General features: G+C 44.4%; 12 protein-coding genes. 8 read left to right on the forward strand and 4 right to left on the reverse strand.

Features of this window, described 5'->3' with window-relative positions; genetic code table 11:
* Positions 1 to 2 precede the first annotated feature (2 nt).
* From hemX to hemC, 3 genes are read right to left on the reverse strand one after another with little or no spacing between them, the layout of a single operon-like run.
* Complete coding sequence (gene hemX, locus Phpb_RS02260) at positions 3 to 1,127, reverse strand: uroporphyrinogen-III C-methyltransferase (RefSeq protein ID WP_065388988.1); 1,125 nt, start codon at positions 1,125 to 1,127, stop codon at positions 3 to 5.
* A 20-nt stretch (positions 1,128 to 1,147) separates the two neighbouring features.
* Positions 1,148 to 1,888 carry a uroporphyrinogen-III synthase gene (gene hemD / locus Phpb_RS02265; RefSeq protein WP_065388989.1) on the reverse strand — a complete coding sequence of 247 codons (741 nt, stop codon included), beginning with the start codon at positions 1,886 to 1,888 and terminating at the stop codon, positions 1,148 to 1,150.
* Positions 1,885 to 2,826: a hydroxymethylbilane synthase gene (gene hemC, locus Phpb_RS02270; protein WP_065388990.1), complete on the reverse strand. Its 942-nt coding sequence runs from the start codon at positions 2,824 to 2,826 to the stop codon at positions 1,885 to 1,887. Before hemC ends, hemD begins: the two co-directional genes overlap by 4 nt.
* 598 nt (positions 2,827 to 3,424) lie before the next feature.
* Here hemC and Phpb_RS02275 point away from each other — a divergent pair.
* Entirely contained in the window at positions 3,425 to 6,001 is a 2,577-nt protein-coding gene (locus tag Phpb_RS02275) for a class I adenylate cyclase (protein WP_065388991.1), read from the forward strand.
* Between the two features lie 28 nt (positions 6,002 to 6,029).
* On the opposite strand, the gene cyaY is transcribed toward Phpb_RS02275, so the two are convergent.
* Positions 6,030 to 6,350 (reverse strand): iron donor protein CyaY, encoded by a 321-nt coding sequence (gene cyaY, locus Phpb_RS02280; protein WP_046395910.1) that lies wholly within the window; start codon positions 6,348 to 6,350, stop codon positions 6,030 to 6,032.
* Positions 6,351 to 6,428: 78 nt separating this feature from the next.
* Here cyaY and lptM point away from each other — a divergent pair, with 78 nt between their 5' ends.
* The 7 genes from lptM (at position 6,429) to corA (ending at position 13,122) form a co-directional block, all read left to right on the forward strand.
* The gene (gene lptM, locus Phpb_RS02285) at positions 6,429 to 6,614 is read left to right on the forward strand and encodes an LPS translocon maturation chaperone LptM (protein ID WP_065388992.1); all 186 of its coding nucleotides are present in this window, start codon (positions 6,429 to 6,431) and stop codon (positions 6,612 to 6,614) included.
* Positions 6,615 to 6,661: 47 nt separating this feature from the next.
* On the forward strand, positions 6,662 to 7,486 hold the full coding sequence (gene dapF / locus Phpb_RS02290) for a diaminopimelate epimerase (RefSeq protein WP_065388993.1): 825 nt from the start codon (positions 6,662 to 6,664) through the stop codon (positions 7,484 to 7,486).
* A gap of 32 nt (positions 7,487 to 7,518) precedes the next feature.
* On the forward strand, positions 7,519 to 8,223 hold the full coding sequence (locus tag Phpb_RS02295) for a DUF484 domain-containing protein (protein WP_065388994.1): 705 nt from the start codon (positions 7,519 to 7,521) through the stop codon (positions 8,221 to 8,223).
* Positions 8,220 to 9,131, forward strand: coding sequence for a tyrosine recombinase XerC (xerC, locus tag Phpb_RS02300; protein ID WP_065388995.1), 912 nt, complete (start codon positions 8,220 to 8,222; stop codon positions 9,129 to 9,131). Before Phpb_RS02295 ends, xerC begins: the two co-directional genes overlap by 4 nt.
* A complete protein-coding gene (gene yigB, locus Phpb_RS02305) occupies positions 9,131 to 9,847 on the forward strand; it encodes a 5-amino-6-(5-phospho-D-ribitylamino)uracil phosphatase YigB (RefSeq protein WP_065388996.1) in 717 nt (238 codons plus the stop codon). Before xerC ends, yigB begins: the two co-directional genes overlap by 1 nt.
* Positions 9,848 to 9,913: 66 nt before the next feature.
* Positions 9,914 to 12,076, forward strand: coding sequence for a DNA helicase II (uvrD, locus tag Phpb_RS02310; RefSeq protein WP_476742265.1), 2,163 nt, complete (start codon positions 9,914 to 9,916; stop codon positions 12,074 to 12,076).
* A gap of 95 nt (positions 12,077 to 12,171) precedes the next feature.
* Positions 12,172 to 13,122 carry a magnesium/cobalt transporter CorA gene (gene corA / locus Phpb_RS02315; RefSeq protein ID WP_065388998.1) on the forward strand — a complete coding sequence of 317 codons (951 nt, stop codon included), beginning with the start codon at positions 12,172 to 12,174 and terminating at the stop codon, positions 13,120 to 13,122.
* Positions 13,123 to 13,209 lie beyond the last annotated feature (87 nt).

Consider the following 13,209-nt stretch of genomic DNA (forward strand, 5'->3'; position numbering starts at 1 on the left):
ACTTAACCCCCCTGGTTGGTTTCAGAAGATTGGGAAAGTAAGCTGCGAACCCGAGTTTGCATCAATTTTTCCAGTAAAGGCTGGCTTGAAAGTTGGTCTGGCGCAGTGATGGAAATCGGTTGTTGGCTTAATGAATCAATTTCTTCCAGGAATGCTTTGGTATTGGGATCGTTGATATCAAAATAAGCTCTAACCCAAGTTGAAACCGTTTCTAATGACTGTTTAAAAACTTCACCTTGATGACGCGGTATTGCTTGGGCGGCAATTAACAGACGAGCTCGGATATTCTCTCGTAGATAGATATCTTGATTTGGCGCCAGTAATGGCTCTGCTGTGGTATCCCGGCGACGGATGGTAATGAAATTATCCATGAAACTCTTCCAGCTTTTGCTCAGATTCTGGCGCCATTCAGATAATGTACCGGTTAATTCATCATTATCTTCGTCCATTGGCGAACCATCGGTTGTATTGTCAGCCAGACGCAGGTTATCTATCTGGTTAGAAAGCTGATTAACTCGCAGGATAATGCCGTCAAAATCAATCTGACTAATGGCGGATAATGTACTGATGTCTTGCGTAATTGCTCGACGGATTTCAATCAAGCTTGGATCATTCATTTCAGCGAGACTGGCATCTGCATTTTTCAACAGAGCAGCGGCGGTGACTATATCTTGGTCATTCCATAATTTTCGGCCTGCCATTTTGACTAGAAAATCGGCTTGTGCCAGTAGCCAGCTTTTTACATCAGAGCTGGATAACGCAGAGATTTTGGCCTGTAACTCTTGCAGGCTATTACCCAGTTGATTATTTTGTGCGGCGAAATGGCTTAAAGTCTGTGATTGTTCTTTAAACAGCGCTTCAATATGCTGTTTATCCTGTGATTGCTGTTGTTTCAGTGATTCCAGTTGTTGGCGTAGCTCGTGGTTCTCTGTGCTCAGTAAATGGCTTTGCTGCTGTCCGTAATAATAAAGACCGCCGCCGATTGCCAGCATGATTGCAATAGCGATAAGGTTTTTTAGCGTGCCAGAACGTTTTTGCTTTTGAGGCTCGGTTTCGGGCTGTTGCGAGTTTTCAACCGTAGTTTTTGTTTGTTCAACTGTCTCGGAGGACTGTTTTTGCTCCGTCATAGTGGGCATCCCATGTCAGTTTATTCTAGTGCCTGAATTAAGGCGTTGTTATCTGCACTTTTTGCAACTTTAACATCCTGCCAGCCCAAGTTCCGGGCGGTATGTGCAAGACGCTCGCTTACCACAATCAGGCGGCAATGCAATAACCACCTGTTTCGATCACTTTCGGGTATTAAGTTATATAACAGTTGCAGTATTTCGCCACTGGTTACAACTAAAGTTTGTACTCCATACTTTTGCCAGTGGGCACTGAATTCTGCTGCCGGGTAGTCTACTGGCTGGCGGAAATAACATTCACAATAATTAACTGTGGCGCCTCTTTCTGTCAGCGTCCGGGCAATAAGTTCACGTCCGCCATTTCCTCTGAGCAGCAAAGCTTGTTTATTTTCAACCTGATGTAGTGATGGTAGTTTTAGCAGGATTTCGCTGGTCTCACCCTCTGATGACCAGATAACATTCATACCCGTTAGTTGATGAAAAGCCAGAGCGGTTGATCTGCCAATAGCATAATAAATCAGCTTGTCGGGCCATGACAGATTAATTTTATTTAACTGTGAGTTTGCGTAATAAACTGCATTTTTTGACAACAGAAATACCATATCACAGGTATTTAGATGGTTAAGCTTCTCAGCGAGCTGCGGCAGCTCTGAACCTGGGTGAATATTGATTAAAGGTGCGCTGAAAGCTGTTTTTCCCGCAGCCTGTAACTTTCTGACTAGTTCCTCTCCGGCAGGAGCAGGACGAGTCACCAGAATGCTCATGTGGGGGGATTTCCTCGATAAATTTCGGTTAGAATTTCCCGAGCGCCCCGTTCTAATAACTCTTCTGCCAATTCAATTCCTGCCTGGCAAGCGTCTTTTGGTAAAGCTGTTCTCTCACCGCGAATCATCATGCTACCATCGGGAGCGCCAACTAATGCCCGTAACCAGATTTTCCCATCCTGCCAAATGGCATAGCTACCTATTGGTACTTGGCAGCCCCCTTCTAGCCGGGTATTCATTGCACGTTCGGCAAGAACACAGATTTCTGTATCATAGTGGTTTAATGGCGCTAACAGAGTTTGTGTTTGTTGGTCGTCAAGGCGGCATTCAATTCCTACCGCTCCTTGACCAACGGCAGGTAATGATTGTTCTGCCGTCAATGGTATACGGATACGTTCATGCAGTTTTAACCTTTTCAATCCTGCGACGGCGAGGATGATTGCGTCATAGTGACCATTATCCAACTTGTTCAGGCGGGTTCCAACATTGCCCCGAAGGTCACGGATAATCAGATCAGGACGTAATTCACGGAGTTGACACTGACGGCGTAAACTTGATGTGCCAACAGTGCTGCCTGTTGGCAATTCATCAAGAGAAGGATATTTGACAGAGACGAAAGCGTCATGAGGATCATCACGTTCACAAATAGTGACCAGACCTAATCCTTCTGGAAAAGAGACCGGGACATCTTTCATTGAATGGACAGCGATATCGGCTCGGCCTTCAAGCAGAGCTAATTCTAACTCTTTGACAAACAGCCCTTTTCCTCCGATTTTTGCCAGAGGCGTGTCCAGAATGACATCGCCCTTGGTTACCATCGGGACCAATTGAACTTCCAGATCTGGGTGACATTGTTGTAGTTTTTGCTGAACATACAGCGCCTGCCACATGGCTAGAGGGCTTTGCCGGGTTGCGATACGGATGGTTTTAGTTGACATAGATGTTGGTATTTCTCGGGCTTTTCAGCCGTCATATAAATGAAAAACATAGCACTCGTTTTAACACTTCAGCACTTTTTTTTCCAGCTAGGGGGCTAAGAAGAAGGTATGCTGGTTATGTTAAAGTATAAAATAAATTTTAATTTTTAAATTATTTTTATGGCAATGGAAATAGGTTGATTTAATTATGAATTAACTTTTTCAGTAAACTATTTCTGTAATTAAGGAATCCTGAATGAAAAGAATCATTAATTAAAATATAGCCAACGGAGTCATTTTCATCGGATTGATGATAACAAGGTATTATACGTATTAGTTTAAAAAAATGGGTGGAGAAAAATTCTTTCGTATAAGAAAGTATAAACAGTATGGGTTTTTCGATTATTTCCATATATAACAATGTATTATTTGATTTTTAGTACGATAGGACATCGCAACTCAATTGCTTTACTGACTTTACGGTTTATCGACAAGGTGTTAAATTGATCACGTTTCCGGTAATAAATTGGTAAAAATCATTCTAAATAATTCCATCAAGCTATAACAGCCGGAAACGGGGGATTTATCTGGGCACTGGAACTCAATCGGGCGAGACGTCTTGTACCTTTATATCGAAACACTGAAGCAGAGACTGGATGCGATAAACCAACTCAGGTTAGAACGCGCCTCCACCGCCATGAGTGCGGAATTTAAGCAGGTATACAGTTTACTGCCAGTATTATTGCATTATCATCATCCGATGATGCCAGGTTACATTAACGGTAATGTTCCCTGCGGCGTATGTTTTTTCGTGCATGATGAAACACAAAAATCTTATCTTAATGATTTAGAAAGTAAATTAGAACACTTCATAGAACAGCCTGCCAATGGCGAACTGCCTATTACCGGTATTTACTCAATGGGCAGTACCTCATCAATTGGGCAGAGCGGTTGCTCTGATTTAGATATCTGGGTATGTCATCAGTCATGGCTGGATAATGATGAGCGCCTTTTGCTGCAACGTAAGTGCACGCTTATTGAACAATGGGCGGCAGCGCTTGGTATTGAAGTTAACTTTTTTCTTATTGATGAAAACCGTTTTCGCCATAATACGAGTGGTAGTCTCGGCGGTGAGGATTGCGGTTCTACTCAGCATATTCTATTACTGGATGAATTTTACCGCACCGCTGTACGTATGGCGGGTAAACGTTTGTTATGGGAAATGGTGCCCGTAGAAGAAGAACGTCATTATGATGAATATGTTTTATCCCTTTATGCGCAAGGTGTTTTGACGCCAAATGAGTGGCTTGATCTTGGTGGATTGGGTGAGTTATCCGCTGAAGAGTATTTTGGCGCTAGCTTATGGCAACTCTACAAAAGTATCGATTCCCCTTATAAAGCCGTATTAAAAAGCTTATTACTGGAGGCCTATTCTTGGGAATATCCCAATGGTAAGTTACTGGCAATGGATATGAAACAGCGCTTGCATGCTGGTGAAATAGTCTCCTTTGGCCTTGATGCATACAGCATGATGCTTGAGCGTGTTACCCGTTATCTGACGGAAATTAATGATACGACCCGTTTAGATCTAATACGTCGATGTTTTTATTTAAAAGTCTGTGAAAAGCTCTCTCTTAATCAGGATGATAAAGGTTGCATTGGCTGGCGACGCCAGGTTCTGACTCAACTGGTCTATGAATGGAAGTGGGAACCAGAGCGGTTGAAAATTTTGGATAACCGCAACTCATGGAAAATTGAACAAGTTCGTGATGCGCATAATGAACTGCTTGATACCATGATGCAGAGTTACCGTAATCTTATCCGTTTTGCCCGCCGTAATAATCTGAGTGTTAGTGCCAGTCCACAGGATATTGGTGTGCTGACGCGTAAACTTTATGCTGCATTTGAAGCATTGCCAGGAAAAGTAACGCTGGTTAATCCGCAAATTTCGCCAGACCTGTCAGAGACAAATTTAACATTTATCTATGTTCCTCAAGGACGTGCAAACCGCAGCGGTTGGTATCTTTACAATCAGGCGCCGACGATTGGATCGATTATTGGTCATCAACCTCTGGAATATAATCGTTATCTCAATAAACTGGTATCGTGGACCTATTTTAATGGTTTGTTAACAGAGAAATCGTGTATCCATATTCATCATGGCGACACCCAATGTGATGAACTGAAACTGCATGAATTGATTAACGATATTTCCGCTCATTTCCCTATCCGTTTGCCAGCGCCGACACCGAAAGCACTTTATAGTCCGTGTGAAATTCGCCATTTGGCAATTATTGTCAATTTGGAGAAAGATCCAACGGCTGAATTCTCTAATCAGGTTGTACATTTTGATTTCCGTAAGCTTGATGTATTCAGCTTTGGTGAATCGCAACAATGTTTAGTGGAAAGTATTGACTTACTTTACCGTAATTCATGGAATGAAGTGCGGACCTTACACTTTAGTGGTGAACAATCTGTGCTGGAAGCGTTGAAGACCATATTGGGCAAGATGCATCAAGATGCCGCGCCGCCAGCGGCGGTTGAAGTGTTCTGTTACAGCGAACATTTACGAGGGCTTATCCGAACTCGTATCCAGCAACTGGTATCTGAATGTATTGAGTTACGTTTATCCAGCAATCGTCAGGACCCTGGTCGTTTTAAAGCGTTACGTATTGCCGGCCAGACTTGGGGGTTGTTCTTTGAGCGTCTAAATGTATCTGTACAGAAATTGGAAAATGCCGTGGAATTCTATGGAGCGATTTCTAATAACAAATTGCATGGGTTGCCGGTGAAAATTAATACCAAAGAGACACATTTGCCCGCGGTAGTTGATGGTTTTGCCAGCGAGGGCATTATTCAATTTTTCTTCGAAAATACGCAAGATAGTAAAAGTTTTAATATCTATATTCTGGATGAAACCAACCGGGTAGAAATCTATTCTCATTGTGAGGGAAGTAAGGAAGAGTTGGTTCGTGACGTCAGCCGGTTTTATTCTTCATCTCATGATCGGTTTACCTACGGATCAAGTTTTATCAACTTTAACTTGCCGCAGTTTTATCAGATTGTCCAAATGGAAGGGCAGATTCAGGTTATTCCATTTAGTGGCTCATCTTTTTCACATTTATGTGTAACGCATGATGGTGAGAATGGTAAAGAAGAGCGGTCAGAATTTTATCGTTCTGTGTCTCATTACTGATTTACCCCGCGGCGCGGGGTAGGTTCAATTACGAAAAACTGAACTGTTCGCCACTTTGCTCGGTGATGGCGTGTGCTAGCATGGTTAAAAAATTGTCGCCGCTGCGGTCACAAATCCACTGACCTTGTTTGTAGTCAAAATGATAACCCCCGCTTTTGGTTGCCAGCCAGATTTGATGAAACGGTTCCTGACGATTGATAATAATTTTGCTGTCATTATCAAAGCTGAGGGTCATGACACCGCCATTGGTTTCACAGTCGATATCAGCATTGCCATCGTAATTATCCAACTGCCCTTCGATATAAAACATTAGTTGGTCAGCTAACTGGTGAAATTCACTGTCGTTCATCTTCATTTCCTATTTGCTTTTCGAGGTCTAACTGCGATTATAGAGAATATTGACGTATGAATTACAGGCATTAATGCAATGAAGAAAAAATTACGCGGATTTCTGGCTATCATAACCTTATTGATACTTTCCGGCTGTGGACTAAAAGGCCCTCTCTATTTTCCTCCAGAACAACCATCAACCGAGAAGGCGACAACTGCGTCTCAGATTCCCGCGAATACTGAGCAGCAAGGGCAGAAAGTGGATAGCACCTCTCAGAAATAAGCGAGATAAGCCGATAGTCAATGACTACGGCTTACGTGGAGCATGATATGCAGTTCTCCAAAATGCATGGTCTGGGTAATGACTTTATGGTCGTTGATGCTGTGACCCAAAATGTTTATTTCTCACCAGAGCTAATCTGCCGTTTGGCAGATAGACATACTGGTGTGGGCTTCGATCAGTTGTTAATTGTTGAAGCGCCTTATGATCCAGATATGGATTTTCACTATCGTATTTTTAATGCTGACGGTAGCGAAGTTGCACAGTGTGGCAATGGAGCGCGTTGTTTTGCCCGTTTTGTCCGTCTTAAAGGCTTAATTAATAAGCGTGATATTAAAGTCAGCACGCAATCGGGACGGATGGTGTTGAGCATCACCAATGATGAGCAGGTTTGCGTTAATATGGGGGAACCTGAATTTGAGCCGCATCATGTGCCATTTCGGGCGTTAAGGGCAGAAAAAACCTATATTTTACGGGTAGTAGAGAGAACGGTTCTTTGTGGTGTTGTCTCTATGGGGAATCCTCATTGTGTGATTCAAGTGCCGGACGTGGAAACGGCCGAAGTAGAAATTTTGGGGCCAGCGTTGGAAAGCCACGAAAGATTTCCTGAACGGGCGAATATTGGTTTTATGCAAATTTTAAACCGTGGTCATATCCGCTTGCGGGTTTATGAACGTGGCGTTGGGGAAACCCAAGCTTGTGGCAGTGGTGCTTGCGCAGCGGTAGCAGTAGGCATTCAGCAGCAACTGCTCGACAATCATGTTCGGGTAGATTTGCCGGGAGGTTCACTGTTTATCTGTTGGGACGGGCCGGGAAAACCGCTCTATATGACGGGGCCGGCGACGCATGTTTATGATGGCGCAATTCATTTGTAATCGATTCTGTTTTGAGCTGCGGAGCATCGAAGATGGAGAAAAAAGAAGAGCAGTTGAACATCAATGACATACTTGATGATCAGACTGTCGTGGATTATTTGCTGGAAAACCCCAATTTCTTTATCCGTAATGCATGTGTCGTTGAACAGATGCGGGTTCCTCACCCGGTACGAGAAACGGTTTCTTTGGTTGAATGGTATATGAACCGCCAGAGAGCGCGGATTGCTTATCTGGAAGAAGATATAACTCGGCTCATGGAACAGGCTAGAGTGAATGAACAACTGTTTGAGCAGTTGCTTAAGTTACTGATTGATTTGGTTGCGGCAGAGAGTTTGCAAGACATGCTTAGTCGGTTAAGTGCATGGGCTAAGAATATGGGGTTAAATAGTGCCAGCATCCGTCTTTTCAATGACAAATGGCATATTGGCGCACCACTTGACGCACCTAATTTAGCGCTTTCTCGCAATGCTTTTGAACCAATCCGTATTCAGCGTTTTGGTAATAAAAACCACTATCTCGGTATGCTAAATGGGCCGGAAATTTTATTGTTGTTGCCGCAAGTTCGGCAGGTAGGTTCGGTTGCTGTCTCTCTACTGGGAACGAGGGGCGAACTGGGTATGGTAATATTTAACAGCCGGAACCATCAACATTATCAAGAAGGTATGGGAACTGACATGCTTGAGCATCTGGCTAAGTTATTGCCGGATATACTATCTCGTTGGATTAAACGCATATGATGCAGGAAACTGACCGGTTACTGGAGCCGATTGAGGCATTTTTGCGCTACCTCAGGGTAGAGCGTCGGTTAAGTCCAGTGACTATCATCAATTACCGTCGCCAGCTTGCCACATTGGCTGAGATGATTTTAGAAATGGGTGTCAGCCAATGGAAAGATCTTGATCCCGCGAAGGTGAGAATGTTGGTAACGCGTAGTCGTCGGGCTGGTTTACAGTCAGCGAGCTTGGCATTGCGTTTATCTTCCTTGCGCAGCTTCCTTGATTGGCAGGTGATTCAAGGTGAAATTTCCGTTAACCCGAGTAAAACTGTTAGCACGCCGGGAACTAAGCGTCATTTGCCGAAAAATATCGATGTGGATGAAGTGAACCAACTGCTGAATATCGATTTTAATGATCCATTATCGGTGCGTGACCGGACGATGTTGGAAGTGATGTATGGTGCTGGGTTACGTTTGTCGGAGTTGGTGGGCCTTGATTGCCGGCATTTGGATCTTGGAAGTGGAGAAGTATGGGTTTCAGGTAAAGGCAGTAAAGAGCGGAAGGTGCCTTTGGGACGTACCGCGATTGAATGGCTTAATCGTTGGTTGGTGATGCGGGAGCTCTTCGAGCCGGAGGATAATGCTGTTTTTGTCTCAAAGAGTGGGCGGCGGATATCAACCCGTAATGTACAAAAACGATTTGCGCAGTGGGGAATACGCCAGGGAATGAGCAGCCATATTCATCCTCATAAATTGCGCCACTCTTTTGCCACTCATATTCTGGAATCCAGCGGTGATTTACGCGCAGTTCAGGAATTGCTGGGCCATGCAAGCTTATCCTCCACACAAATCTATACTCATTTGGATTTCCAGCATTTGACAAAAGTGTATGATGTAGCCCATCCCAGAGCCAAACGGGGGAAATCGTAATGCGTTTTTACCGGCCTCTTGCGCCAGTGTTAGCGATGACATTTGATCTGGATGATACGCTGTATGATAATCATCCAGTCATGGATAAGACAGAAGAGGAAGTACTGAATTTTGTACGGCAGTATGATCCTAGGTTCAGTCACCTTAATTATCAGGATCTATATGCTTTCCGTGAATTAACATTGGAGCAATACCCTGAAATTTATCATGACATGACTTTATGGCGTTGGCATTGTTCAAGGTTGATGTTTTGTCATTACGGTTTTAGTGGTGAAGACGCTGATCGAGGGGCCGATGATGTCATGGCGCATTTCACACTCTGGCGTAATCGGATTGATATTCCTGAATCAACACATAAAACTATGGCGGCACTTGCTGAACAGATGCCACTAGTCGCCATTACTAATGGTAATGCGGAACCTGCCGCCTGTGGTCTGGCCCCTTATTTTAAATTTGTGCTGAAAGCTGGCCCTGACGGGCGCTCAAAACCTTGCAGCGATATGTACCGTTTGGCTGCGGATCGCCTGGATTTACAGCTTGGTCAAATCTTACATGTCGGTGATGATTTGAATACTGATGTGGCAGGGGCACTGCGTAGTGGTATGCAGGCTTGTTGGATAAATACTAAGAACAAAAAGCTATTGCAGACAACGGAAAGCCGCCTGCTGCCTCACATTGAGATTTACAATTTGGCTTCTTTGACAGCATTGATATAATCAAGAAATTATTCTGTATAAAAACACAGCAACCTCGGGTCGCTGTCTAATCAATTGATGGTAACTATGGACGTCTCCTATCTGCTCGAAAGTCTGAATGACAAACAACGGGAAGCTGTAGCTGCTCCGCGGACCAATATGTTGGTATTAGCTGGCGCGGGGAGTGGTAAAACCCGAGTTCTGGTACACCGAATTGCTTGGTTGTTGTCGGTGGAGAAGGCTTCGCCATTTTCCATTATGGCCGTGACCTTCACCAATAAAGCGGCTGCGGAGATGCGCCATCGGATTGAAAACTTGATCGGCACCAGTCAAGGCGGCATGTGGATTGGTACATTCCACGGTTTGGCTCATCGTTTGTTACGAGCACATCATCTGGATGCCAATTTGCCACAGGATTTTCAGATTCTTGACAGCGAAGATCAACATCGTCTGCTTAAACGCATTATCAAAGCGATGAATTTGGATGATAAACAATGGCCTGCTCGTCAAGGCATGTGGTACATCAATGGTAAAAAAGATGAAGGATTGCGGCCACAACATATTGAAAGTTATGGCAATCCTGTTGAGGCGACATGGCAGAAAATTTATCAAGCTTACCAAGAAGCTTGTGATCGGGCCGGGTTAGTGGATTTTGCCGAGCTTTTACTGCGAGCGCATGAGTTGTGGCTGAATAAACCTCAGATCCTGCAACATTACCGGGGCCGCTTTACTAATATTCTGGTGGATGAGTTTCAGGACACTAACAGTATTCAATATGCTTGGATTCATCTGTTGGCAGGGGAAACAGGCAAAGTGATGATTGTCGGGGATGATGATCAATCTATTTATGGTTGGCGTGGGGCGCAAGTTGAGAATATTCAGCGTTTCCTGAAAGATTTTTCTGGTGCGGAAACTATCCGTTTGGAGCAAAATTACCGTTCCACTAGTAATATTCTGAAAGTTGCCAATACATTGATTGCCAATAACAGTGATCGCTTGGGTAAAAATCTGTGGACTGATGGCGTAGAGGGTGAACCCATCTCCCTTTATTGTGCATTCAATGAACTGGATGAATCCCGCTATGTGGTTAGCCGGATTAAAAACTGGCTTGAAAATGGGGGCGCTCTGAAAAATTGCGCCATACTTTACCGCAGCAACGCTCAATCTCGTGTATTGGAAGAGGCGCTGTTACAGGCATCAATGCCGTACCGTATTTATGGTGGTCAACGATTCTTTGAACGTCAGGAAATTAAAGATGCACTGGCTTACTTGCGTCTGATCGCCAATCGTCATGACGACGCGGCGTTTGAACGTGTAGTGAATACGCCTACCCGTGGCATTGGTGACAGAACATTAGATATTGTGCGTCAGGCGGCGCGGGAGCGGCAGCAAACCTTGTGGGACTGTTGCCAGATATTGCTGCAAGAGAAAGTGCTGGCCGGGCGAGCCGCTGCTTCCTTGCAACGTTTTATTGAACTGATTGACGCGTTATCAACAGAAACTGAAGAGATGCCATTGCATGTTCAGACTGACAGGATTATCCGTGATTCTGGCCTGCGAGCGATGTATCAGCAGGAGAAAGGTGAAAAAGCGCAGGCGCGTATTGAAAACCTTGAAGAACTTGTCACCGCGACTCGTCAGTTTAGCTATCAGGAAGAGGATGAAGATTTGACGCCATTGCAGGCGTTTCTTTCCCATGCCGCGCTGGAATCGGGAGAAGGTCAGGCTGATGCCTATCAGGATTCAGTGCAACTAATGACATTGCATTCGGCTAAGGGACTGGAGTTCCCACAAGTATTTATTGTTGGCATGGAAGAAGGCATGTTTCCAAGCCAGATGTCGATTGAAGAAGGTGGACGTCTGGAAGAGGAGCGTCGCTTGGCTTATGTGGGTCTGACACGAGCAATGGAAAAGCTGACTATCACTTATGCTGAAAGTCGCCGTTTATATGGTAAAGAGGTTTATCATCGGCCATCTCGTTTTATTGGGGAACTGCCGTCAGAATGTATTGAAGAAGTTCGGTTACGGGCGACAGTATCTCGTCCAGTTAGCCATAGTCGGTTGGGCACGCCTATCAGTGCCAATGATAGCGGTTATGCCCTTGGACAACGTGTTCGTCACCCTAAATTTGGTGAAGGAACCATTGTCAATATGGAGGGGAGTGGTGAACATAGCCGATTGCAAATCGCGTTTCAAGGGGAAGGGATTAAGTGGCTGGTTGCTGCTTATGCCAGACTTGAAATAGTCTAGAAATAATATCCAGGTTGAATGTTGACAGGCTTTTTCTTCTAAGCGTAACATTCGCGCCTTACGATCACGTAGGGAGTAAAGGAGACTTATGATACATGCTGAGCGCATTTAAGTTAGAGAATAATCGCCTGCTCCGTCTTGAATTTGAAGAGGGAGAAAAGTTATCTGATTCCTTATGGGTAGATTTGGTTGAACCGGCAGAGCAAGATAGGCTGCAAGTTCAAAATGAATTAGGCCAAATTCTGGCAACCCGACCGGAACTGGATGACATTGAGGCGTCGGCGCGTTTTTTTGAAGATGAAGACGGGATACACGTTCACTCATTTTTTTACTTTGAAGACGCGGAAGACCATGCTGGCAACGCAACAGTTGCATTTACTATTCGTGATGGTCGTCTCTATACATTGCGAGAGCGGGAGCTCCCTGCGTTCCGATTGTATCGTATGCGTGCTCGTAATCAGACATTGGTTGATGGCAATGCTTATGAAGTGCTGATGGATCTGTTTGAAACCAAGATCGAACAGTTGGCTGATGTTATCGAAAATATTTACAGCGTGCTGGAATCCCTGAGCCGGGTCATTATGGAAGGGAAACAGGGTGATGAGTTTGATATTGCCTTGTCCAGTCTTGCTGAACAGGAAGATATCGGCTGGAAAGTTCGCTTGTGTCTTATGGATACTCAGCGTGCGCTTAATTTCTTGGTAAGACGAGCACGTTTGCCGGGTGATCAACTGGAGCAGGCCCGTGAAATATTGCGGGATATTGAATCGCTATTGCCACATAATGAATCCCTGTTTCAGAAAGTTAATTTCTTGATGCAGGCGGCAATGGGTTTTATCAATATTGAACAGAGCCGGATTATCAAAATCTTCTCGGTTGTCTCTGTGGTATTCCTGCCGCCAACGCTGGTGGCTTCAAGTTATGGTATGAACTTTGAATTTATGCCGGAGTTACATTGGACATTTGGTTATCCGGGCGCAATTGGTTTAATGATTGCTGCCGGTCTTGCACCGTATCTCTATTTTAAGCGGAAGAACTGGCTTTAATAAATAAATTTTCAAAATAATAGATCACTGGAAGGGAACTCAGTCCGATTTTTGCGATCTGATCAATTGCCAAAAATCCCAAACCTC

It is taken from the genome of Photorhabdus namnaonensis, from assembly GCF_001684335.1.
GTDB lineage: Bacteria > Pseudomonadota > Gammaproteobacteria > Enterobacterales > Enterobacteriaceae > Photorhabdus > Photorhabdus namnaonensis.